Here is a 24992-nt window from a genome sequence, read left to right as displayed (position 1 = left end):
AATACAAAAATTGCCGACTAGTTCTGGTCGGCTCTTATAGCTCGGCAAAGACCGAAGCAAACGTGAAAACTACTGGTTAAGGGAAAATATGCACAACGGCGTGATGAAGGCATGGCTCGAGTCTTCACACTTGGCTGGCGCCAATGCAACGTATGTAGAGGACCTCTACGAACTGTATCTAAGTGATCCCGATCTGGTAAGTGAGGAGTGGAAACGTGTTTTTGAAGGCTTACCTAAGCCGTCAGAAGAAGTGGCAGAACAACCACATTCACGTGTCCGTGACTACTTCCGTCGACTCGCTAGAGAAACAAAGCATTACAATGTCCAAGTTAGTGACCCAGATGTCGATGCAAAACAAGTAAAAGTTCTACAGCTAATCAACGCATACCGTTTCCGCGGACATGAAGCTGCAGAATTAGACCCACTAGGTCTATGGCAACGCCCAACCGTGGCGGAGTTAGACCCTGCTTTTCATAATCTTACCGAAGATGACTTCGAAGAAACTTTCAACGTAGGTTCTTTTGCTGTTGGGCAAGAAACCATGAAGTTGAAAGACATCTATGAAGCCCTCAACAAAACTTACTGCGGTTCCATCGGTGCTGAATACATGCACATGACTGACACAGAGCAAAAACGTTGGATCCAACAACGTCTTGAGTCTGTCGTAGGCCAGCCATCATTCAACAAAGATGAGAAGCGCACATTCCTAGAAGAGCTAACAGCCGCTGAAGGTTTGGAGCGTTACCTCGGGGCGAAATTCCCAGGTGCAAAACGTTTCTCTCTAGAAGGTGGTGACGCACTGATTCCGATGACGAAAGAGTTGATCCGTCATGCAGGAACAAGTGGGATGCGTGAAGTGGTTATCGGTATGGCTCACCGTGGTCGTTTGAACATGCTGGTGAACGTGCTTGGTAAGAAGCCTCAAGATCTGTTCGATGAGTTTGCCGGTAAACACGACGAAACTTGGGGCACGGGTGATGTGAAATATCACCAAGGCTTCTCTGCCGACTTTGCTACCCCAGGTGGTGATGTTCACTTAGCTCTTGCATTTAACCCATCGCATCTAGAAATCGTCAACCCAGTAGTCATGGGGTCGGTGCGAGCACGTCAAGATCGCTTGGGTGACAATCAAGGTAGCAAAGTGCTTCCTATCACTATCCACGGTGACTCTGCAATCGCTGGTCAGGGTGTGGTTGCCGAAACGTTCAACATGTCACTGGCTCGTGGTTTCCAAGTCGGTGGTACGGTGCGTATCGTTATTAACAACCAAGTTGGCTTTACGACGTCTAACCCTCGTGACACGCGTTCAACGATGTACTGTACAGATATCGCGAAGATGGTTCAGGCGCCAATTTTCCACGTGAATGCCGATGACCCAGAAGCGGTTGCTTTTGTTACTCGTATTGCTTTGGATTACCGCAACGAGTTCAAGCGCGATGTCGTGATTGATTTGGTGTGTTACCGTCGCCATGGTCACAACGAGGCCGATGAGCCAAACGCGACTCAGCCTTTGATGTACCAAAAAATCAAAAAACACCCTACACCACGCAAATTGTATGCGGATATTCTGATCGATAAAAACGAATCAGATATCGAGACAGCGACTCAGTTAGTCAATGAGTACCGCGACGCATTAGACCGCGGTGAAGTGGTGGTTAAAGAATGGCGTCCAATGGCGTTGCACTCTGTAGACTGGTCCCCTTACTTAGGGCATGAATGGGATATGGAGTGGGATTCAAAATATGACAAGACGCGTCTTATCGAGTTGGGTAATCGTCTTTGTCAGTATCCAGAAAGCCATAAACTGCAAAGCCGTGTTAATAAGCTTTACAACGATCGCCTAGCAATGATGACCGGTGAAAAAGCAATCGACTGGGGTATGGCCGAAACATTGGCGTATGCAACATTAGTTGATGATGGTAAGCGAATTCGCCTTTCTGGTCAGGATTCGGGTCGTGGTACTTTCTTCCACCGTCACTCGGTTCTTCATAACCAAACAGATGCAAGTACGTACATTCCATTAGCGAATATTCATGACAATCAGGGTCCATTCCAAGTGTTTGACTCAGTACTGTCAGAAGAAGCGGTATTGGCATTTGAATACGGTTACGCAACAGCAGAGCCAGGTGGTTTGACTATTTGGGAAGCGCAGTTTGGTGACTTTGCCAACGGCGCGCAGGTTGTGATTGACCAATTCATCTCGTCAGGTGAGCAGAAATGGGCACGCTTGTGTGGTCTCACAATGCTTCTACCTCACGGTTACGAAGGTCAAGGCCCCGAGCACTCCTCTGCACGTCTAGAGCGTTACCTTCAGTTGTGTGCTGAGCAAAATATGCAGGTTGTAGTTCCTTCAACACCGGCTCAAGTATACCACATGATTCGTCGTCAAGTTGTACGCCCAATGCGTCGACCTCTGATTGTGATGTCGCCAAAATCTTTGCTGCGCCATCCTCTATGTACTTCGACAATTGAAGACTTAGCGGACGGTACATTCCAATCTGCAATTCCAGAAGTAGATGATTTAGACCCAAGCAAAGTAAAACGCGTCGTGTTCTGTTCAGGTAAGGTTTATTTTGACCTACTGGAGCAGCGCCGTAACAACGAGCAAGACGATGTCGCTATCGTGCGTATCGAGCAGCTTTATCCATTCCCGATGGAAGAAGTACAAGCAGCGATTGCTCAATACACTAACGTTGAAGACTTCGTGTGGTGTCAGGAAGAGCCTCAGAACCAAGGTGCTTGGTACTGTAGCCAACACAACTTCCGTGCCGCTATTCCTGCAGGTGCAGATCTTAAATACGCAGGTCGCCCAGCTTCTGCTTCGCCAGCAGTTGGCTACATGTCGGTGCACTTGAAACAACAAAAAGCGTTGGTTGAAGACGCTCTGAACGTGAACTCAAAAACTTCGAATTAAGAACTAGAAGTTAAAGGAAGAAACAGATATGACAATTGAAATTCTGGTTCCAGATTTACCTGAATCAGTTGCTGATGCAACCGTAGCGACATGGCACAAACAACCAGGCGACGCAGTAGAGCGTGACGAGGTTTTGGTTGACATCGAGACAGACAAAGTCGTTCTAGAAGTGCCAGCTCCGGAAGCAGGCGTTTTGGAAGCTATCGTTGAAGAAGAAGGTGCGACAGTACTTTCTAAACAAATCATTGCTAAATTGAAGCCAGGTGCAGTTGCAGGTGAGCCTACCGCAGACAAAACAGAAGGTACGGAAGCATCTCCTGATAAACGTCATAAAGCTGCGCTTAGCGAAGAAAGCAATGATGCACTAAGCCCAGCAGTACGTCGTTTATTGGCTGAGCATGGCTTAGAAGCAAGCCAAGTGAAAGGCACTGGTGTTGGTGGTCGTATTACGCGCGAAGATATTGAAGCGCATCTTGCGAACGCTAAAGCTGCGCCAAAAGAAGAAGCACCAGCAGTGGTTGACGTGCCGGCAGCGGCTCGTAGCCAAAAACGTGTTCCAATGACTCGCCTGCGTAAGACAGTCGCTAACCGTCTACTAGAGGCGAAGAACAACACGGCAATGCTAACGACGTTTAACGAAGTGAACATGAAACCAATCATGGACCTTCGTAAACAGTACAAAGATCAGTTCGAAGAGCGTCACGGTATTCGTTTAGGCTTCATGTCTTTCTACGTGAAAGCTGTAACAGAAGCGCTTAAGCGTTACCCAGAAGTAAATGCTTCGATTGATGGCGATGACATTGTTTACCACAACTACTTCGACATTAGCATGGCGGTATCAACGCCACGTGGTCTAGTTACACCAGTCCTAAAAGACTGTGACAAGCTTGGTTTCGCTGATGTTGAAAAAGGCATCAAAGAACTGGCTATCAAAGGTCGTGATGGCAAGCTAACGGTAGACGAGCTAATGGGCGGTAACTTCACTATCACAAACGGTGGTGTGTTCGGTTCACTAATGTCTACACCAATCATCAACCCACCTCAATCAGCGATTCTTGGTATGCATAAGATCCAAGAGCGCCCGATGGCAGTGGATGGCAAAGTTGAAATCTTACCGATGATGTACCTAGCGCTGTCTTACGATCACCGCCTAATTGATGGTCGCGAGTCTGTTGGCTTCCTAGTGACTATTAAAGAGTTGCTAGAAGATCCAGCACGTCTCCTATTGGACGTTTAATATCGCTAAAACGTCTAGTTATCGTAGGTAGCTAGACGTTAAAAATTTCAATGGCTAGACTAGCTCAACGTCTGGCCTTCATTTGAATCCCACACCATGAGTACTCGTGATGAGGGATTGATTTGAGAAGACCCTACAGACGTACAAGCAGCCAAGACTGCAGCGTTATGGAAATAATAAATCCCTTAAGGGAAAAACAAACGGAATATCGAAATGAATTTGCATGAATACCAAGCCAAACAGCTGTTTGCAGAATTCGGTTTGCCTGTGCCAGAAGGCTACGCGTGTGATACACCACAAGAAGCTTTTGAAGCTGCAGGCCGTATCAGTACAGAAAAGAAAGTAGTTAAATGTCAGGTTCACGCTGGTGGCCGTGGTAAAGCGGGCGGTGTAGAGCTGCACGATACAAAAGAAGGCGTTAAAGAGTTTGCACAAAAGTGGTTAGGTAAAAACCTAGTGACTTACCAAACTGACGCTAACGGTCAGCCAGTTACAAAAATCCTTGTTGAAGAAGCTTCAAACATCGCAAACGAATTATACCTAGGTGCGGTTGTTGACCGTGCAAGCCGTAAGATCGTTTTCATGGCTTCAACAGAAGGTGGTGTGGAAATCGAAAAAGTTGCGGAAGAAACGCCGGAGCTTATCCACAAAGCAGCAATCGATCCACTAGTAGGCCCACAAGCTTACCAAGGTCGCGAGCTTGCGTTCAAACTTGGTCTTGAAGGCGACCAAATCAAACAATTCGTTAAGATCTTTATGGGTCTTGGCACTATGTTCGCCCAGTACGATCTTGCTCTACTTGAGATCAACCCGCTTGTGGTTACTGGTGAAGGTAACTTGCTATGTCTTGATGGTAAGATCAACATCGATTCAAACGCTCTTTACCGTCAGCCTAAGCTTCGTGAAATGCACGATCCTTCACAAGAAGATGAGCGTGAAGCGCACGCAGCTCAGTGGGAACTGAACTACGTAGCACTAGACGGTAACGTTGGCTGTATGGTTAACGGTGCTGGCCTAGCAATGGGTACGATGGATATCGTAAACCTACACGGCGGCAAGCCAGCTAACTTCTTAGATGTAGGTGGCGGCGCGACGAAAGAGCGTGTTGCTGAAGCATTCAAGATCATCCTATCAGATGACAACGTGAAAGCGGTACTTGTTAACATCTTCGGTGGTATCGTACGTTGTGACATGATCGCAGAAGGTATTATCGGTGCGGTTAAAGAAGTAGGTGTAAGCGTACCTGTTGTTGTTCGTCTAGAAGGTACTAACGCTGACCTAGGTCGCGAAGTTCTTGCTAATTCTGATGTTGATATCATTGCTGCTGAGTCGCTAACGGATGCTGCTCAGAAAGTTGTTGCTGCTGCGGAGGCTAAATAATGTCTGTATTAATTAACAAAGACACTAAAGTAATCTGTCAGGGTTTCACTGGTGGTCAAGGTACTTTCCACTCAGAGCAAGCTATCGCATACGGCACTCAGATGGTTGGTGGTGTGTCTCCAGGTAAAGGTGGCCAAACTCACCTAGGTCTTCCTGTATTCAACACAGTTCGCGAAGCAGTAGAAGCGACTGGTGCAACAGCGACAGTTATCTACGTACCAGCACCTTTCTGTAAAGATGCAATCCTAGAAGCGATTGACGCGGGTATCGAGCTAATCGTGACTATCACGGAAGGTATCCCTACAACAGATATGATCGACGTGAAAGTGAAACTAGAAGAAACCGGCGTTCGCATGATCGGTCCTAACTGTCCGGGTGTTATCACTCCTGATGAGTGTAAGATCGGTATCATGCCTGGTCACATCCACAAGAAAGGTAAAGTAGGTATTGTATCTCGCAGCGGTACTCTAACTTACGAAGCAGTTAAGCAAACAACTGACGAAGGTTTCGGCCAGTCAACTTGTGTTGGTATCGGTGGTGACCCAATCCCAGGTTCAAACTTCATTGATATTCTAAAACTGTTCCAAGAAGACCCTGAAACAGAAGCGATTGTTATGATCGGTGAAATCGGTGGTACTGCAGAAGAAGAAGCAGCAGCATACATTAAAGAAAACGTAACGAAGCCAGTGGTTTCCTACATTGCTGGTGTAACTGCTCCTCCTGGTAAACGTATGGGCCACGCTGGTGCGATTATCTCTGGCGGTAAAGGTACTGCTGAAGACAAATTTGCTGCACTAGAAGCGGCGGGCGTTAAGACTGTGAAATCTCTAGCAGAGATCGGCCAAGGTCTACGTGAAGTAACGGGCTGGTAATTTCCAACTCGAAGCTTAAAGCTAAAAAAGCCTAGCAATTATTGCTAGGCTTTTTTGTATCAAGGTACTTTTTACGATTTTTGGCGAATAAATTGGCTAAGCATAAACAGAGATGTTGCGCTGATTACTACTGATGGGCCAGCCGGCGTATCGAAGTGCCATGATAGGCTAAGCCCCATTAGTACTGCCACAGAGCCAATAATAGATGCGAACAGTGCCATTTGCTCTGGTGATGAAGAGACCTTACGTGCTGTTGCTGCTGGGATGATCAGCAAAGAAGTCATGATAAGTGCCCCAACAAACTTCATTCCTACGGCAATCACAACACCTACCATAAGCATTAACACCAATCTAACTAAGTCTGTATTGACGCCCTCGACGGCAGCAAGCTCTTCACTAACTGTGCTCGACAATAAAGGTCGCCAAAAAACGTAAAGACACACACTAACAGCAACGACACCTGCGTAAATGAACATCAGATCTTGCGGAGATACTGCGAGTAAGTCACCGAACAAGTAACTCATCAGATCAACACGGACATTATCCAAGAAACTAACAGAAACTAGACCAACAGATAATGCACTATGGGCGAGTATACCCAGAAGCGTATCGGTTGCGACCAGTTGTTGTTTCTGTAGTGTCACGAGCAATACCGCGAGTGCTAAACAGCAAACGAGTAGGGCAAGATAAAGGTTCACGTTGAGCAGAAAGCCTAATGCCAAACCCATCAATGAAGCATGTGCCAAGGTATCACCGAAGTAAGCCATTTTGCGCCAAACGACAAATGACCCAAGAGGACCTGCAATGATCGCGATGCCAATACCAGCAAGAATAGAAGGTAGAAGAAACTCAATCATGGTGATGATGTCCGTGTTTATGGTTGGAGCATGATATCGCATCGCCAGTTACTGGCGTTCCGGATAAATCGTGATGATGATGCTCGTGGTCGTGATGATAAAACGCGAGAGATTCTCTCGCTGCATTGCCAAATAGCGCGATGTAAGAAGGGTGCTGAGTAATCGTGGCAGGTGAACCAGAACAGCAAACATGGTGATGCAGACAAATGACATCATCTGTTTTGGCCATTACTAAATGTAAGTCGTGTGACACCATAAATACACCGCAATCGAATCGGTGACGAATGCTTTCAATTAGATCGTAGAGATCGATTTGACCTTGAATATCCACACCCTGCGCTGGTTCATCTAGCACTAACAGCTCTGGGCGTTGAAGCAAAGCACGCGCAAGTAATACGCGTTGGTTTTCACCACCTGATAAGCGATGCATGTTACTACTAATTAAATGCTCAGCGCCAACAAGCCTTAATGCATCAATACATTCTTGTTTACTGTATTTTCCTGCTAAATTTAGAAAACGGGTGACATTCAATGGAAGAGAGTCATTGAGCTTCAATTTTTGAGGAACATAACCAATTTTTAGTTTTCTTTGTCGGTTTAATTTGCCGCTAGTCGGTTTTTGAAGGCCTAAAATGACTTTGACTAACGTTGATTTTCCCGCTCCATTGGGACCAATTAGGGTTGTTATTTTGCCCTTTTGTAATTCCATACTAATGTTATCGAGAACTCTGCGGCCATCGAACTCGACGCATAAGTGCTCAAGATGGACTAAGGAAGACATGAATGAAACTCATTTGCAAATCAATAATGTTATAATGTAACATTATCACACTTTCTACACCATATCCCAAGTAAAACTATGAAAAGAGCATTAATTCTTGCTGCGTCAGCGATGCTAACGTTGCCAGCACACGCAGTAACGGTACTAACGAGTATCAAGCCTATTCAGTTATTAGTGACAGAACTTACTCAAGGTGTGACTTCGCCAGATGTATTACTGCAGTCTAACACTTCGCCCCATGATTACGCTTTACGCCCATCGGATGTTAAGAAAATCGCTTCTGCTGATTTAGTTATTTGGTACGGACATGATCTCGAACCGTTTCTGGAAAAAGTCGTGTCAGACAGATCGAATACTCTGACTATTAGTCAAATTCCAGCTCTAGATTTGCGTGAGTTTGATAGTGAGCACAATCATGACCATGATGGCCACGATCATGGTTCACATGATCCGCACTTTTGGTTAGGTGTAAGTCAAGCACAACAAGTTGCCAAGGCTGTCGTGAATCAACTGGGATCACTTGATCCGGAAAATGCAGCACAGTACCAAGAAAACCTTAAAAAATTTGAAACTGAGCTCAGCCAGACGGACCTAGAGATCAAGAAGAAATTATCGCCAGTGAAAGACAAAGGTTACTTTGTCTTTCACGATGCTTATGGTTATTTCGAAGAGCGTTATGAGTTAAATCAAATGGGGCACTTCACCGTGAGCCCGGATCGTAAGCCGGGAGCAAAAACCTTAATCCAAATTCGTCAAAAGTTAAGTTCAGGAGATGTAGCCTGCGTGTTTTCTGAACCTCAGTTTACTCCAGCTGTCGTTCAGAGCGTGATGCGAGGTAGCAAAGTTGCCAAAGGTGAACTTGACCCATTAGGGAGCACAATTGAAGCAAAACCGGGCAGTTACTTTACTTTTCTCAACAATATGGCGAATAATTTTGAGCAGTGCTTGAGCCAAAAGACGGATTAAGTAGTGTTGTTGTGTAGGAATAGTCCTTTTAACGTGATCCAGTAGTAAGAATTACAACCTTTGGCAAGGCGAGCCTTTTCTCAAACAGTAATTGAGATATCATTATCAATAATTAGCAGCTCAAAATAACCGTATAAGTCCATGTTGTAGAAGATATGGACGGTGAGCGCCGAGCATAAATTGATATAAAAGGTTTTCGTCTTGCTACGCCAATTAGCCCTTGTCTTGTTGGGCTTTTTCCTATCTTTCCAAGCATTTGCTCTTCATAATGCGAATGCCATCTTTTACCCTTTGCCGACTCAGGTTAAGGGTACTTTTATTGCGGCTAAAAAATTGTTCTTGGGTGAGCAAGGGGGCTTGTGGATTCACGACGTGCATGGGCGGGTGTTGTTTTATGATGGCCAAAATATCCTACCTAAATCAGGCAGTTTTTTACAAATGTCTGCCAAGCAACTGGCTTATCATGAAGGCTCGTTCTGGACCTTTGTTGAGAATGAGGTGTATCAAACTTATCCAAATCAAGAAAGACGTTTAGTCTTTAGCTTAAACCCCGGGTCGCAAATAAGAAAAATCGGTTCTTCTGAAGATTATATTTGGGTTAGTGATGGCGCACATTTCTATACTTACAACATCGATACTAACGAGTTAAAGTCCTTTTCTTTGTTGCAGCTCTATCAACATAGCAACAATAGCTATGTTTATATTAACGATGCAGTTCTGCTCGAAGAGAAGTGGGCACTTGCTACAACTTCTGGCTTTTATCTTTCAGAAGGAGATAAGTTTGACCATGTAGTCGCTTCAGGTCAGAACTACATTGAAAAGATCTACTACTCACACACGCGCAGAGAAATTCTGGTAGGAACGTTGCGTGGGGCATTAATTTTCAATATTTATCAACCTGATAAAGAGGTGATTAAGATTGGCGGCTCTCATGTGTTGACTTTCGCTGAGACAAATCAAGAGTACTGGGTGGGGACTGAGCATGGTCTGTATTTATACTCATTCTTGTCAGGTGAAGTGACAGAAGTCGAGCCTGCAAGCTTTCTTGAACTGGAGCTGGATAATACAAAGATCTATTCGCTACTGAGTGACAACATGGGAGGGATGTGGATCGCGACTAACCAAGGCATTCGCTATTACTCCTTGTTTAGTAAAAAGTTTGAACGAGTAACCTTCAGTAGTTACGACTCGCAAACCTTATCAGGGCGAATTCGACAAACTTCCACAGGACCTGATGATGCGCTTTGGTTCGCGGATGACCGAAAGCTTTACCGGACAGGTGAGAGTGGCAACATCAAAGTCTTGGAGCTTGATTCGCAGATCAATGAATTTGCATTTCAAGGTGGGATGCTTTGGCTTGCGACCTCTAAAGGGCTCGAAATATTCGAGCTGAATGGTCTTAACAAAGTGACATTTCCTTATTTACAGGTTATGGCTGGACACGCAGTGGAGCACGTGACTGTAGATGGTAATGATCGTCTCTGGGTATCAAGTGGATACCATCTTTACAATGTTGATATAACCAAGCAAAGCGTAAGAAACTTTGGAAGTGAGTGGCTAGTAAGTCAGTACTTACCAGCTAAGGTTACGCGTTTATACGACACTGAAGATTCTCTATTGATAGGGACCGATCATGGGGTTTATCAATACAGCAATGAAAACATCCAGTTCATCCGCTATTCCGAAAAGTTTGGTGAATCATTAGACATGGTCACGGCGGTTGATGGCAGTCAGTGGTTTGCGTCATCTTACGGCGTTTTTAAAACGATTAAAGGAAGTGACGAGAAACGTGTTGTTGAAATGAGTGTGCCCAACGCGCGACCTGCTTGCTTGATCAGAGACAGGCAAGGCGTGTGGTTAGCCTCTTCTGTCGGACTAAGCTATTACCACCTTTCGGGTGAATTAGTGAAACATTATTCATCAGCGTCTGGCTTAATGAACAACGAGTTTCTACCAGGAATTTGCAGTGTTATACAGTACACAGAAGATGGTGAGCGAGAGCTCGTCCTAGGGTCGAAATACGGGTTGGTAAAAGCTGAAGCATCCAAGCTGCTTGTGTCCAACCCTCCAGAGTCGAAGTTTATCGTGAGCCAAGTTGTGCTTGAAAACGAGGTTCTACAAGTTGGTAGCGCCGATTTGAATGGAATAAAATTACCGTATGGCTCTTCTCTAAGTTTCTTATTTGGCGTGATGCCAAAACCAGACAGCCAAAATTTGTATTATCGATTGAATAGCGATGATCCTTGGCAAGCGCTAGAGGGAGGCCAACTGACTCTAGAGCATCTCAATTCCGGTGAATACCACCTACAGGTAAGTAATGAGTCTCAAGTCGCTGCTGGATTGGTTGGGCTCGAGTCGTATTTTATTGTGCTTAATCCTTGGTATTTATCGCAACTCGCAATTTTAGGTTTTGTGGTCGCGAGTATTGCCATGGTTGCACTACTTATGTACTGGCGTTCTCGCTATGTTGTACAGGCTAACCGTGATTTAGCTGCGCAAGTGACACTCAAAACTAACCAGTTGAGGCATCAAAGCCGAGTGTTGTTGACGAGTAACCAACAGCTACGTAAACAGATTCAAGTCAGAAACCTGTTGGTTGATCACGTGGCGCAATCTATTAAGTCCAGTGTGGATTTTATAGCGTCAAAATTACCCATACCTTTGGATGCAGCTACGGAAGATCATCTGGCGAAAACGACATGGCAATTAAATGAGTTAAAAAGTGTTCCTGGCGAAGCTAGCGGCGGTAGTCACAATTACAATTTGAGTCAGATAACTCAATCGGTGGTTGATGTATGGCAAGATGATTTTGCGAAGGCTGGGATTATGGTGGAGCTTGAAGATGAGAGAAAAACAAGTCGAATTGCTCTGGAAAGCTTTAACCTTGATGTTATCTTCAACAGCATTTTTGCCAATATCATCAAGCGTTCTTTCCGAGGCCAAACGGTGAGAATCATGCTAGAAGAGGGCAATGATATTGTTTCATTGAGTTTTCTTGATTATGGGACGCAACTGCCTAATAAAGTCACGACCGGGCGTCCATCTAATATGAACCACTCTGAATTGAGTATTGATCATCTTGCCCAGTTAGTGACAACGAGTGGAGGATACTTGGCGGTGTTTACTTCCGACGCTCAAAATAAAATCGAAATTACATGGCCAACTGCGAAGAAAATGAGTTATGTGGATGAATCTTTGCAAGAATTTGAGTCTGAACCTATCGTCGAAGATAAAGTGACCCCAGAGAAAGAATGGTTGCAAAAAGTCTATCAGCTGGTGGCTGAGCATTACCATGACCCTGAGTTTGGTACTGCTTTAGCGGCTAAAATGCTGTTCATGTCAGAACGCTCTTTACAGAGGCGCTTTAAATCAGCCTCGTCAAGAACGTTAAAAGATTATGTAACCGAAGTTCGTTTAGAAACGGCGTGTGAGCAGTTATTAGCGGGCGAGAAAATCAGCGAAGTAGCGTTTAACTGCGGCTTTAATGATCCTTCTTACTTTAGCCAAAAGTTTAAATTGCATTTTGGTTTGCCTCCTTCCAAGTTTGCTTTGACTCAAGAAAGCCAAGAAAGCCAAGAAACCAACTAAAAACCCTCATTACACACTCCCTAGTGAATATTCAAAAGACTGGGGAGCTGCTCATAGCGCTCTACTATTCTAGAGCTACCAATGCAGTGATTCTCATTGCTTCTTCATCACATCTAGCCTACAAATCCATTCTCAATACGTAAGCACGGTCACGCTCTATCTGTTAGTAGCGCTGTTCTTAGCTATAACCATACATGGCTTAAGAGGACGGATTTACCTACGGCGACAAATAGATGAATGGTTGTATTTTTGTATCTAGAGTGTGTTGGTTCATTTGAGTAGTGGGGGCATGTGAAATTCGTGAAAACAGAACTGTGCTAAAAAGGTGGATAAGATAAAGAGTTTAGAGAGATGAAAAAAAATATCGTGGTATAGCCGGGGGGACTATACCACGGGTGTCAATGACACCTTCGCTTGCTGCCGGAGTGACATGTTGCCATGCCACCTCTGGAATTCATTTGAGAGGTTGCCCTCTCGATGGAGTAACTATACGAGAGGTTACTTATTTTTCTTATAAAAATAACGCCATGTTGATATGAGAAAAACGACAAGTTTTAAATGCAATCTAACCTGTTGTTTTGTATGGAAGTTTTTATCTTTGCCATTTGTTTGTGACATTTTTATTTCATTGGTCGTGATTTTTAATTGTTAATTTTGACGTAAATAACGAGAGGAAATTTACGGAGTTGACGTTTGAAAGCATGAAAACATTTATGAAATCTTTGATTTCACACAAGGATTGAATGGTTATAGGAGAGTAATATTGGCAGCCTAAACTTATTAAATAATAATATTTCTCATTAGCAATACTCTTAAGGGCCACTATGAAGTTATCAGAGATTAATCCTGGCGATACGGTGACGATTCGGTTGTTAGATGGTCTTTCATCAGATATCAGAAAGAAACTCATGGTAATGGGGCTGCTTCCCAATACAGAAGTCAAAGTGATTCGACGTGCTCCAATGGGCGATCCTTTACAAGTCGAAGTCCGTGGTGTGTCTGTCGCATTGCGAGAAACCATTGCTCAGAAAATTGAAGTGGAGCGAGTGTAATGCAATATCAAGTGCTTACCGTAGGTAATCCTAATAGTGGTAAAACGACGCTATTTAATGGTTTGACTGGCGCAAAACAGCAAGTTGGTAACTGGGCAGGCGTCACCGTTGAAAAGAAAACGGGACAATTCAAACATGCGGGTGACGAGTTTTTGCTCACTGACCTTCCTGGTATTTACTCGTTAGACAGTGGTAATGATAGCAATAGTATTGACGAATCCATTGCATCGCGTGCGGTTCTAACTCATCCTGCCGATCTCATTATCAACGTGGTTGATGCCACGAGTTTAGAGCGCAGCTTATATATGACGTTACAACTTCGCGAACTTGGCCGTCCTATGATTGTTGTTCTCAACAAAATGGATGCACTAAAACGTGAACGTCAAATGATTAACGTTTCAGAGCTTGAGAAAACGTTAGGTTGTCCTGTAGTAAGTTTATCTGCAACCAATAAAACTCAAGTTGCAGAGTTTAAAGAAAAACTTCATAAGTCCATCGTTCAAGGGGTCGCGCTTAAAGAGTTATCTTTGCATTACGGTGAAAAGATGGAGTCGGCGATTCAAACTGTTTCCGCACTTTTTAACGATCAAACCGTCGCCCATCGTGCATTAGCGATTCGTGCGCTTGAAAAAGACACGATGGTTCTCAATAGCCTTTCCGATATTGATAGAAGCAAAGTGTTGGAAGTCACTGCGACTTTAGACTTGGATATCGATTTGCATGTCGCGGATACCAAGTACACATACCTGCATGAACAGTGTAAAAAAGTTCGCCGAAGCGAAGGCAAGCTAAGCCGTAGCGTGACTGAAAAACTCGACCAGTTTATTTTGAACAAGTGGATTGGGATCCCATTCTTCTTTGTGGTTATGTACTTGATGTTTATGTTCTCGATTAACATCGGTAGTGCATTTATCGACTTTTTTGACATTGGTGTAGGCGCATTGCTGGTTGATGGTGGACACCACTTATTAGATGGTCACCTCCCCGTATGGCTAGTTACGGTGATTGCTGATGGTTTAGGCGGCGGTATTCAAACAGTTGCGACCTTTATCCCGGTCATTGCGTGTTTGTACTTATTCCTTGCTGTGCTTGAGAGCTCGGGTTACATGGCACGCGCTGCGTTTGTGCTTGATAAAGTGATGCAGAAAATCGGCTTGCCGGGTAAAGCGTTTGTCCCTTTGGTTCTTGGTTTTGGCTGTAACGTTCCGTCAATCATGGCAACGCGCACGCTAGACCAAGAGCGTGAGCGCAAGTTGGCTGCGTCGATGGCACCGTTTATGTCATGTGGTGCTCGCTTACCTGTGTACGCTTTATTTGCTGCCGCTTTCTTCCCAGGCTCTGGTCAAAACATTGTGTTTGCACTTTACCTACTTGGTATTGTCGCCGCGGTGTTTACCGGTTTGTTCCTCAAGCACACGCTGTATCCTGGCAGCAGTGATAGCTTGGTGATGGAAATGCCTGACTATGAGCTTCCGACATTGCAGAACGTCGTGATCAAAACTTGGCAAAAACTTAAGCGTTTCGTACTGGGTGCAGGTAAAACCATCGTTGTGGTTGTTGCTATCTTGAGCTTCCTCAACTCGCTAGGAACTGACGGTACATTCGGTAATGAAGACAGTGATAAATCGGTTCTATCAAAAGCCGCTCAGGTTGTGACGCCAGTGTTTGCACCAATTGGTATTCAAGAGGATAACTGGCCAGCAACGGTTGGTATTATTACTGGTATCTTCGCGAAAGAGGCAGTCGTGGGCACATTGAACAGCTTATATACTACGCCAACCGATGGAGAGGATGCAGAATTTGATCTTATGGGTAGCCTAGAAGAAGCGGTGATGAGCATTCCTGAAAACCTAGCAGGGCTGAGCTATTCTGATCCGCTGGGAATTGACGTCGGTAATTTAGCGGATTCTCATGCAGTCGCAGAGGAGCAAGAAATTGATGAATCGATCTTTGGTAACATAAAAGAGAAATTTGTTTCTGGTCATGCTGCTTTTGCGTACCTAATTTTTATCTTACTTTACACTCCTTGTGTGGCTGCGATGGGGGCCTATGTTCGAGAATTCGGCAATAACTTTGCGCGCTTTATAGCGGTATGGACAATGGGGCTCGCGTACTTGAGTGCGACTTTCTATCATCAGCTTATGCATTTCGCTGATAGCCCTATCACCAGCGGCGTTTGGATTGCCATAATTATTGCGATTTTCTTTGGCACGTACCGCGTTTTCAAGCGCGTAGGCAAGAAACATCAAGGCGAGTTTGAGGCGCAAGTCGTATGATTTTAAAAGAGCTTTATCAATATATTGCCGAAAAAGGAACGGTTTCCCAATCTGAGCTAGCAAAACAGTTCGGAATGAGTGAAGACGGTGCAGACGCCATGTTAAGTGTATGGATTAACAAAGGTCGCATTTCTCGCTTGGTAGATACAAATAAAGCTCATCATATAACGCGAATACGCTATGCAGTCACAAAGCACGATGGTTTGTCACTTACCGTAACCATGTAGTAGGAACAATGAACCATCGCGCACAAACAACAAAGCCGCATCAGCAATGATGCGGCTTTTTACTTTCTACCTGAATTAAAAGTTATATAACGGTTACGCTTTGCGGAAGATAGAGCTTAACGACAACACATTACGAATTCGGTTAAGAATCTCTTCTTGTTCTTCGTCAGTACGAAACTTACCTGTGGTGTTACCCCAAACTGGTCCCGGCCATGCCATATCGTCTTTAAAGCGCGCAATATGGTGAATGTGCAGCTGTGGCACCATGTTACCTAGGGCGCCAAGGTTTAACTTGTCTGGGCGGAATGTCGCTTCGAGTGCTTGGCTTACCGCTTGAGATTCGAGCAAAAACTGTTGTTGCTCTTGCATTGGCAAGTGGTGTAGCTCTTTCAAATTCTCGCGTTTAGGCACCAAGATAACCCATGGCACAGCATTATCTTTATGAAGAAGCGCGACGCAAAGTGGGAAGTGACCAATCACCGAAGTGTCTTTTGCCAATTGAGGATGAAGTTCAAAACTCATTATTGCTGTCCGATTAATTTTTAGTTTGAATTAGTATACGACAGATAAAACAAAAGGTTGGCGCTTTCACGTCAACCTTTGTCATCATTTAGCTTGTGCTACTTAAGCTAACTACGTAAAAGCGGATTACATACGCTCTAGAGTATCGATACCCAGTAGAGACAGACCTTGCTTGATGGTCTTCGCTGTTAGCGCAGCTAGTTTCAGACGGCTTTGTTTCACTGCTTCGTCTTCAGCAACTAGGATAGGGCACGCTTCGTAGAAGCTAGAGAACTGACCTGCTAGTTCGAATAGGTAGCTACACATGATGTGTGGTTGGCCTTCGCGAGCAACAGATTGAACCGCTTCTTCGAACTGCATAAGTTTAGCAATAAGTGCTTTCTCTTTCTCATCAGTGATTTTGATGTCACCTTGGAGAGCATCCATAGCAACACCAGCTTTAGCGAAAATAGAAGCTACGCGAGTGTATGCATATTGCATGTATGGTGCTGTGTTACCTTCAAACGCTAACATGTTGTCCCAATCGAACACGTAGTCAGTCGTACGGTGTTTAGATAAGTCAGAGTATTTAACCGCTGCCATTGCAACTGTTTTAGAGATCTTCTCTTTTTCTTCCGCATCTAGTTCAGGGTTTTTAGATTCGATCAGCTGTGCTGCGCGAACTTCTGCTTCATCCAGAAGATCTGCCAAACGAACGGTACCACCCGCACGAGTCTTGAATGGCTTTCCGTCTTTACCCAGCATCATGCCGAACGCGTGGTGCTCAAGAGATACAGACTCAGGCACATAGCCCGCTTTACGAACAATCGTCCAAGCTTGCATTAGGTGCTGGTGTTGACGTGAGTCGATGAAGTAAAGCACACGGTCTGCGCTTAGCTCTTCATAACGATATTTTGCACATGCGATATCTGTTGTTGTGTATAGGAAACCGCCATCGCGTTTTTGAACGATAACGCCCATTGGTTCGCCATCTTTGTTCTTGTATTCATCTAGGAATACAACTTGCGCGCCATCATCTTCAACGGCAAGACCTTGTTCTTTTAGGTCTGCAACGATCTTAGGAAGCATGTCGTTGTACATGCTTTCGCCCATTACGTCGTCACGAGTCAGTGACACGTTTAGACGGTCGTAGTTGCGCTGGTTTTGGATCATGGTTACATCAACGAGTTTTTTCCACATTTCTGCACAGTACTCGTCACCGCTTTGCAGTCTTACCACGTAGTTTCGCGCCTTTACTGCGAACTCTTCATCTTCATCGTACAGCTTTTTCGATTCGCGGTAGAAGCCTTCAAGGTCCGCAAGTTCCATAGAAACTTCGCCAGACTCTTGTTGTACGCGCTCAAGGTTTGCGATAAGCATACCGAACTGAGTACCCCAATCACCGATGTGGTTCGCGCGGATCACTTTGTGACCTAAGAACTCAAGCGTACGTACCACTGCATCACCGATGATGGTTGAACGCAGGTGACCTACGTGCATTTCTTTTGCTACGTTTGGTGCAGAGTAGTCGGCAACGATGGTTTGCGCTTCTTCTTTAGCTACGCCAAGACGTTCGTCTGCTAGCGCCGCGTCGGCTTGTTTCGCAAGGAACTCTTCGCTTAGGAAAATGTTGATGAAACCAGGGCCAGCGATTTCTGTTTTGCTCGCAATACCATCTAGGTCTAGAACATCCAGTACTTTCTGTGCAAATTCTCGTGGGTTAGTACCCAGTTTTTTAGCAACGCCCATTACGCCGTTTGCTTGGTAATCACCAAATTGTGGCTTTGCTGATTGGCGAACGGCTGCAGGACTACCTGCAGGTGCGCCAGCGGCTTCTAGAGCCTGAGATACTTTGTCATTAATAAGTGCTTGGATATTCACACGCGTTTCCTTCAATTCAAGGACAAAGAACTCGGCAGAATGTACGCCGAGCTCTGTTAGAGTTCACAAAAATGGGGCTAATCATAACAACTTTATTGCTTTTCATACAGAGATGAATAGGCGAAATTTTTACTTTTTCGATTGAATGGAAATGTGGCTTAGTTTGCGTTTACTATTGCGCTCAAAGTAATGAGATAAATCGCCCCATAAGAGAGCCATAATGACGACTCAACTAGTTGAAAAGCGCCTAACGCCTGAATTGATGATCCAAGATCTGGACGCATTTATGGCGAAGATTGAAGAGCTTGCAACCCTGTTAAAACTGGATCTGAGCTTTGCTCAAGCTGACCATATTGCGCTGCGTATTAATGATACTGAAACAGCGAAAGCCGCGCATGAAGCATGGAATCAATACGGTAAGGTGATTTCACAAGCGAAAATAAACGGTCGCCCAATCATCGTTATCGAATTCGACAAAGCGTTGGAAAGCCGTGGCTGGAAGATTGAGTGTCTGGAGCTGCCATACCCTGCGGAAGGCAAAATCTACCCAAATGAAAGCTGGGAACATGTGGAGTTTGTGATTCCGTCTCATGCCGAAACCGCAGATGAGTTTCTTGCTGATTTGAAACACACTTACCCAGCGTTTGGCGCGCGTTTTGATGAGTTAAAAGAGCTGGGTGTAAAGATCAAATTGTCGAGCCCGAAAGGGGAAGGCGAACGCTTGAACAACCCAACCGTGGCGTTTAAGTACCAAGGCATTTGTATCAAGCTGCACCCGCATTCACTTAAGCGTATTGTGGAGTCTGAGCAGGCTGAATAAGTGAGCTCTGAACAACTATTAAGAAGAAAGGGTTGCCAAATGAGCAACCCTTTCTTTTTTCAAATGCGATGAACTTAAAGGATAACCGTCTTATTGCCGTAAACAAAAACGTGGTCATTGATCACTTTATTCAAAGCCTTACTCAATACGTTCTTCTCTACATCGCGTCCTGCTTGCGCCATATCTTGGGCATTGAATGTATGGTCGACAGGAATGACGTCTTGCTTGATGATCGGCCCTTCATCTAAATCATTAGTCACGAAGTGTGCTGTTGCACCGATGATTTTCACACCGCGATCGTAAGCTTGTTGATATGGCTTCGCACCAATAAAAGCAGGTAAGAAGCTGTGATGAATATTAATGATTTTGTGGTGGTATTTCTCAACAAACGTCGGCGTCAATACGCGCATGTATTTAGCTAACACCAAAAAGTCAGCATCGTATTGATCGATCACTTCTAGCATCTTCTGCTCGTGTTCTTCACGGTTAAGGTTTTCATGGGTCACGTGGTGGTAAGGAATGTCGAAGCGCTCAGTGAGAGTTTGCAGTTTGTCGTAATTCCCCACCACAGCAGCGATCTCAACATCTAGGCTTCCATCGTAGGTTTTCATCAGAATATCGCCTAAACAATGCGCTTCTTTTGTGACGAGAATGACGATGCGCTTACGGCGAGAGCCAACCAATTTACGCTTAGCGCCTTGCGGGAGTGCTTGGTCCAAATCGGCAAGAAACGTTTGATCGTTGAAGTATCCCTCCAACTCCGTTCTCATGAAAAAGTGGCCACTGGTATTATCAACAAATTCGTTATTGTGAACGATGTTGAGTTGGTGCTTGTAACAGATGTTAGTGATTTTCGAGATGAGACCCGGGGCGTCAGAACAGTGGGTCAACAGTGTTTTCTTTTCCATAAATCAGGTACTTCCATGCATTAATATTTTAGCGTACGAATTTGTTATTATTCCCAGGCGGGTGTAACTGTACTGCCATGTTTCACCATAAATAATCTATTCTTACGTTGGTTTCAACAAAATATCCGTGTGTCGCCGCAAGCTGGTCAGATTGTGGGCTGATGTCACTCCTATTCCTCTGATATACTCTCGATAATTTTTCAAACTCAATACCAAGCATGATCGCAAAAACTTTTTCCTCTGATGGCGCATTAGGTAAGGCCATTCCGGGCTTTCAAGCTCGTCAGCCACAAATCGATATGGCGGAAGCCGTCAGCAGTGCGATCAAAGATCAAACCCAGTTGGTGGTGGAGGCAGGAACCGGAACCGGTAAGACCTTCGCATACCTAGTCCCTGCGCTGTTGAGCGGTAAAAAAGTGATCATCAGTACAGGCTCGAAAAACTTGCAAGAGCAGTTGTACCATCGGGACTTACCGCTCATGGTCAATGCGCTTGGTTTTTATGGTCAAGTGGCGTTATTAAAAGGGCGTTCTAATTATCTGTGTTTGGATCGTTTGAGCCGCCAAATGGTCGAAAGCCACACTAATGAATCTGACCCGACGTTACTAACTCAACTGGTTAAAGTGCGTGCTTGGTCATCAGAAACCAAAACAGGTGACCTTGGTGATTGTGATGATCTACCAGAAGACAGCATGATCATTCCGACCATCACTTCAACCAATGATAACTGTTTAGGTAAAGAGTGTCCGAGCTACACCGATTGCTTTGTATTGAAAGCGCGTAAGCGAGCCATGGATTCCGACATTGTTGTGGTGAACCATCACTTATTTCTTGCTGACTTAGCGATCAAAGAAACAGGATTTGGCGAACTGATCCCAGAAGCCGATGTGTTTATTTTTGATGAAGCTCATCAGTTGCCAGATATTGCGAGTGAATATTTCGGCCAGTCAGTTTCAAGCCGCCAAATTCACGATCTTGCCAAAGACATTGAAATAGCCTACCGCACTGAAGCCAAAGATATGCGTCAATTGCAAAAAGTGGGCGACAAACTCATGCAAAGCGCAATGGACATGCGGATTGTATTGGGTGAGCCAGGCTTTCGTGGCAACTGGCGTGAGGCGCTGCAATCAGGGTCTATTAAGCGAGAATTATTGCGCTTAACTGATAGCCTCGAATTGGCGATTGATGTTCTCAAAATAGCCTTAGGGCGCAGTCAATTACTGGATACCGCCTTTGAACGAGCCAATTTGATCAAAGGCCGCATCGACCGGGTATGTGATGTCGATATTACTGGTTACTCATACTGGTATGATACCTCGCCTCGTCATTTCGCTCTGCACATTACGCCTCTTTCTGTCGCGGACAAGTTCCATGAGCAAATAGAGATTAAACAAGGCGCGTGGATTTTCACGTCAGCAACTCTAGCCGTATCGGGCGACTTCAAGCACTTTACTGAGCGCCTTGGCCTCAAGCCTACAAAGCAATTTTCTCTGCCGTCCCCCTTTGATTATCAAAAACAAGCGCGCCTTTGTGTGCCAAGGTATCTGCCAGAGCCAAACAGTAACGGCTTAGCGGATAAGTTAGTCCGAATGCTTGCTCCGGTGATTGAAGAAAATGATGGTCGCTGCTTCTTTTTATGTACCTCGCACAGCATGATGCGTGAGCTCGGTGAGAAGTTCCGAGAAGTACTTGAGCTGCCTGTGTTAATGCAAGGGGAGATGAGTAAGCAGAAAACCTTGGCGGAGTTTATGGAACTGGGTAACGCTTTACTCGTGGCGACAGGCGCTTTCTGGGAAGGGATTGATGTTAGAGGTGATGCGCTGAGCTGTGTTATTATCGACAAATTACCGTTTACCGCCCCTGACGATCCGTTACTCAAAGCCCGTATCGAGGATTGTCGATTACGTGGCGGTGAACCATTTGCTGAAGTACAAATCCCGGATGCAGTGATTACGTTAAAGCAGGGAGTAGGGCGATTAATTCGAGATCAGAAGGATCACGGTGCGTTGATCATTTGTGATAATCGCCTTGTCACGCGAGACTACGGTGGTATTTTCCTCGGAAGCCTACCACCTATCCCAAGAACGCGAGACTTAGATGGAATCAAAGCATTCCTGAAAGTAGAACAATCTGTCACAGACGCAAGTGCTGAGGCATAACCCAATAAATGAGAGTTGTAGAGAGTTAAATGAGCGCAAAAATTCTTGCTATCGATACAGCGACTGAAAACTGTTCAGTTGCGTTGTTGGCTAATGATCAAGTGATTTCACGTAGCGCGGTTGCACCACGCGATCACACCAAAAAAGTACTGCCAATGGTTGATGAAGTACTAAAAGAAGCTGGCCTGACTCTACAAGAGCTAGATGCGTTAGCGTTTGGACGTGGTCCAGGTAGCTTTACTGGCGTTCGTATCGGTATTGGTATCGCACAAGGTTTGGCGTTCGGTGCTGACTTACCTATGATCGGCGTTTCAACCCTGTCTGCGATGGCTCAAGGTAGCCATCGTTTACATGGTGTGACCAATGTCGCTGTTGCCATTGATGCACGTATGAGTGAAGTTTATTGGGCGCGCTATTCTCGTCAAGACAATGGTGAATGGGTTGGTATTGATGAAGAGTGTGTTATTCCACCAGCACGTCTAACTGAAGAAGCACAAGCAGACGACAAAACGTGGACGACAGCAGGTACTGGTTGGGATGCCTACCAAGAAGTATTAGCAGACCTACCGTTTAATTTGACGCATGGTGACGTTCTTTACCCTGATTCACAAGACATAGTGATTCTTGCTGAACAAGAATTTAAAAAGGGTAATACCGTGCCGGTCGAAGATTCGAGCCCTGTTTATTTACGTGATAATGTGACATGGAAAAAACTTCCTGGTCGCGAATAGTCCGTTTTTCATTAACCTGACAAAAAGCAGGGCGTTTGCCCTGTATTTTTATGGAGTGCTATGGCGTCGATTAATGGCTTGCCTCCTTCTTTGATTCCCGGTGCAAATCGCACTAATAAAGCCAGTCAAAAGAAGCAGGTAAATAAATCACAAACAAAGCAGCCTGTAGGTCAGCCTTCAAAGGTTGCTAACGCTGTGGCGCACTCCATAAAACACGTGGATGAGTCCCAAATTCACCGAGCTCAAGTGCAATATGACCTTCCTGAAGGGGGCGCACGTAAAGCAATGGAGCAGTACATGGATGTCATGAATCGAGCTAAAAAAGAGGAACTGGCTCAATTACTTGGTGTCGATATTTACGTGTGAGACCTCCCCAGCTTGGGGTTACAAATATTGAAAGGTGGTTTATGAAGGTTTTTGGACGGTTTTTTCTCGCATTATTTGCTACGGTTGGTTTGTCTGCGTGTAGCTCGTTGCCAGAGGAGCTAAATGCAAGCACAGAATTGGTCGTTACAGACTATAAAGCTTTTGCTGAGTCTCAGGGGCAAGTGAGTGAAGATGTTCGCCTTGGTGGAATCATCGCTAAAGTGGATAACTTCAAAGATAAAACGCGTCTAGAGATTGTAAACCTTCCTATCAGTAAGTCTGGTAAACCTGATATTGATGAAGAGCCTACGGGGCGTTTTGTCGCCTATTTTGATGGCTATTTAGAGCCTGTCGCCTTTAGTGAAGGCCGTTTGGTGACGGTTGTAGGCAAAGGAGCTGGGGAAGAAGAAGGAAAGATCGGTGAGCACGGTTACATCTTCCCGGTAATTAAGGGGGAAGGGTACCGTTTATGGAAAATTGAAGAACGTGTACGCATGTATGACTCGCCAACCTACTTTTACCCATGTTACTCGATTAACTGCCGCATGTGGCGTAATGATTTCCCACAAGACGGTAAAGTGATAAAACAGGTCAAATAATCTGCGATGCATGAGCGTCAATTCGAGCTTCCTGCCGGCAAAATGGCAGCCCTTGAGATAGGGAACGAGAAAACGGCTGACTTGTCAGTCGTTTTTCTTCATGGGTGGTTAGATAATGCGGGCAGCTTTAAAGCGCTCATGGAGCAGTTGAACCAACTTAATCCTCACTTACACCTCCTCGCCATCGATCATTTTGGTCACGGTTTATCGAGTCATAAATCTCACGATAATTATTACCCCTTTCACGACTATATTGCCGATTTGTATCAGTTTTTGGACGAATTATCACCAAACAGACTGATATTAGTAGGGCATTCACTTGGTGCTTTAATCGCAAGTTGCTATAGTGCTGCGTTTCCAGAGCAGGTCGAAGGTCTTGTGCAAATTGAGGGAGCAGGACCTCTTACTGAAGAGCCTATTAACAGTTTGCCTCGTCTTCGCGATGGCGTTTTAAGTCGAATAAGACAGCAAAACAAGCCAGAGCGAGCCATTGCCTCCTTCGATATGGCGTTAAAATTACGCATGCAAGCCAACCAATTAACCGCTGAGCAGCTTCTACCGATAGTCGAGCGTGGAACAGAGCAGCGAGGAGATAAATGGTATTGGCGGCATGACGCCAAGTTAAAATGTGCGTCGCTTTACCGAATGGCGCAAGCGCATGCTAACTCGATTACCAGCCAAATACGTTGTCCTCATTTGATTGTATTAGGCGATCAAGGATTTCAGAATTTACCATCTAACCAAGCTGATTGGGGAGAGAACCCACCGCAAGTGGTTTCTGTCAAGGGTGGTCATCACTGTCATTTAGAGCAAATACTCGAGGTCGCAGCGCGAATTTTTGGTGTAGTTAACAAAATTTAAACAAGTGTTTGAGAGT

General features: G+C 45.0%; 20 protein-coding genes. 15 read left to right on the top strand and 5 right to left on the bottom strand.

What is annotated here, in order from left to right:
• The first annotated feature begins 88 nt into the window (after positions 1-88).
• From sucA to sucD, 4 genes are all read left to right on the top strand, one after another.
• Complete coding sequence (gene sucA / locus OO778_RS12300; protein WP_005393014.1) at positions 89-2914, top strand: 2-oxoglutarate dehydrogenase E1 component; 2826 nt, start codon at positions 89-91, stop codon at positions 2912-2914.
• Between the two features lie 28 nt (positions 2915-2942).
• Positions 2943-4151 carry a 2-oxoglutarate dehydrogenase complex dihydrolipoyllysine-residue succinyltransferase gene (gene odhB / locus OO778_RS12295; protein ID WP_005393012.1) on the top strand — a complete coding sequence of 403 codons (1209 nt, stop codon included), beginning with the start codon at positions 2943-2945 and terminating at the stop codon, positions 4149-4151.
• Between the two features lie 213 nt (positions 4152-4364).
• Positions 4365-5531: an ADP-forming succinate--CoA ligase subunit beta gene (sucC, locus tag OO778_RS12290; RefSeq protein WP_005393009.1), complete on the top strand. Its 1167-nt coding sequence runs from the start codon at positions 4365-4367 to the stop codon at positions 5529-5531.
• Positions 5531-6403 (top strand): succinate--CoA ligase subunit alpha, encoded by an 873-nt coding sequence (sucD, locus tag OO778_RS12285; protein WP_005382181.1) that lies wholly within the window; start codon positions 5531-5533, stop codon positions 6401-6403. The genes sucC and sucD overlap by 1 nt, the downstream gene beginning before the upstream one ends.
• Before the next feature lie 71 nt (positions 6404-6474).
• On the opposite strand, the gene znuB is transcribed toward sucD, so the two are convergent.
• Positions 6475-7260 (bottom strand): zinc ABC transporter permease subunit ZnuB, encoded by a 786-nt coding sequence (gene znuB / locus OO778_RS12280; protein ID WP_005396067.1) that lies wholly within the window; start codon positions 7258-7260, stop codon positions 6475-6477.
• Positions 7253-8041 carry a zinc ABC transporter ATP-binding protein ZnuC gene (znuC, locus tag OO778_RS12275; RefSeq protein ID WP_005396065.1) on the bottom strand — a complete coding sequence of 263 codons (789 nt, stop codon included), beginning with the start codon at positions 8039-8041 and terminating at the stop codon, positions 7253-7255. Before znuC ends, znuB begins: the two co-directional genes overlap by 8 nt.
• Positions 8042-8119: 78 nt before the next feature.
• Here znuC and znuA point away from each other — a divergent pair, with 78 nt between their 5' ends.
• The 5 genes from znuA (at position 8120) to OO778_RS12250 (ending at position 16150) form a co-directional block, all read left to right on the top strand.
• A complete protein-coding gene (gene znuA, locus OO778_RS12270; RefSeq protein ID WP_005396064.1) occupies positions 8120-9007 on the top strand; it encodes a zinc ABC transporter substrate-binding protein ZnuA in 888 nt (295 codons plus the stop codon).
• Between the two features lie 201 nt (positions 9008-9208).
• Positions 9209-12595, top strand: coding sequence for an AraC family transcriptional regulator (locus OO778_RS12265; protein WP_074191013.1), 3387 nt, complete (start codon positions 9209-9211; stop codon positions 12593-12595).
• An 824-nt stretch (positions 12596-13419) separates the two neighbouring features.
• Entirely contained in the window at positions 13420-13647 is a 228-nt protein-coding gene (locus OO778_RS12260) for a FeoA family protein (protein ID WP_005382190.1), read from the top strand.
• Positions 13647-15923 (top strand): Fe(2+) transporter permease subunit FeoB, encoded by a 2277-nt coding sequence (gene feoB / locus OO778_RS12255; protein WP_074191014.1) that lies wholly within the window; start codon positions 13647-13649, stop codon positions 15921-15923. The genes OO778_RS12260 and feoB overlap by 1 nt, the downstream gene beginning before the upstream one ends.
• Positions 15920-16150 carry a FeoC-like transcriptional regulator gene (locus OO778_RS12250; RefSeq protein ID WP_005396058.1) on the top strand — a complete coding sequence of 77 codons (231 nt, stop codon included), beginning with the start codon at positions 15920-15922 and terminating at the stop codon, positions 16148-16150. Before feoB ends, OO778_RS12250 begins: the two co-directional genes overlap by 4 nt.
• 93 nt (positions 16151-16243) lie before the next feature.
• Here OO778_RS12250 and OO778_RS12245 read toward each other — a convergent pair whose 3' ends face one another.
• Both OO778_RS12245 and argS read right to left on the bottom strand, forming a co-directional pair.
• Positions 16244-16672 carry an HIT domain-containing protein gene (locus OO778_RS12245; protein WP_005396057.1) on the bottom strand — a complete coding sequence of 143 codons (429 nt, stop codon included), beginning with the start codon at positions 16670-16672 and terminating at the stop codon, positions 16244-16246.
• A gap of 126 nt (positions 16673-16798) precedes the next feature.
• A complete protein-coding gene (gene argS, locus OO778_RS12240; protein ID WP_046874243.1) occupies positions 16799-18532 on the bottom strand; it encodes an arginine--tRNA ligase in 1734 nt (577 codons plus the stop codon).
• Positions 18533-18752: 220 nt separating this feature from the next.
• Between argS and OO778_RS12235 the strand changes: the two genes are divergently transcribed.
• Positions 18753-19352 carry a VOC family protein gene (locus OO778_RS12235; RefSeq protein ID WP_005396053.1) on the top strand — a complete coding sequence of 200 codons (600 nt, stop codon included), beginning with the start codon at positions 18753-18755 and terminating at the stop codon, positions 19350-19352.
• Positions 19353-19426: 74 nt separating this feature from the next.
• On the opposite strand, the gene purU is transcribed toward OO778_RS12235, so the two are convergent.
• Positions 19427-20260 carry a formyltetrahydrofolate deformylase gene (gene purU / locus OO778_RS12230; RefSeq protein ID WP_074191015.1) on the bottom strand — a complete coding sequence of 278 codons (834 nt, stop codon included), beginning with the start codon at positions 20258-20260 and terminating at the stop codon, positions 19427-19429.
• A gap of 218 nt (positions 20261-20478) precedes the next feature.
• On the opposite strand from purU, the gene OO778_RS12225 reads away from it, so the two are divergent.
• Genes OO778_RS12225 through OO778_RS12205 form a run of 5 tightly spaced genes read left to right on the top strand, consistent with a single transcriptional unit; the run spans position 20479 to position 24976 of the window.
• The gene (locus tag OO778_RS12225) at positions 20479-22419 is read left to right on the top strand and encodes an ATP-dependent DNA helicase (protein ID WP_104971401.1); all 1941 of its coding nucleotides are present in this window, start codon (positions 20479-20481) and stop codon (positions 22417-22419) included.
• Positions 22420-22448: 29 nt separating this feature from the next.
• A complete protein-coding gene (gene tsaB / locus OO778_RS12220; RefSeq protein ID WP_237283696.1) occupies positions 22449-23150 on the top strand; it encodes a tRNA (adenosine(37)-N6)-threonylcarbamoyltransferase complex dimerization subunit type 1 TsaB in 702 nt (233 codons plus the stop codon).
• Positions 23151-23210: 60 nt separating this feature from the next.
• Complete coding sequence (locus OO778_RS12215; RefSeq protein ID WP_047102883.1) at positions 23211-23516, top strand: hypothetical protein; 306 nt, start codon at positions 23211-23213, stop codon at positions 23514-23516.
• Positions 23517-23557: 41 nt separating this feature from the next.
• Positions 23558-24115: a Slp family lipoprotein gene (locus OO778_RS12210; RefSeq protein ID WP_005382214.1), complete on the top strand. Its 558-nt coding sequence runs from the start codon at positions 23558-23560 to the stop codon at positions 24113-24115.
• A 6-nt stretch (positions 24116-24121) separates the two neighbouring features.
• Positions 24122-24976, top strand: a complete 855-nt coding sequence (locus tag OO778_RS12205; RefSeq protein WP_264909926.1) for an alpha/beta hydrolase — start codon at positions 24122-24124, stop codon at positions 24974-24976.
• The last annotated feature ends 16 nt before the right edge of the window (positions 24977-24992 follow it).

Origin of the sequence: Vibrio sp. STUT-A16 (genome assembly GCF_026000495.1) — a bacterium.
Lineage (GTDB): Bacteria > Pseudomonadota > Gammaproteobacteria > Enterobacterales > Vibrionaceae > Vibrio > Vibrio diabolicus.
Note: the sequence above shows the minus strand (reverse complement) of the source record. Positions and strands in the feature narration are given on the sequence as shown.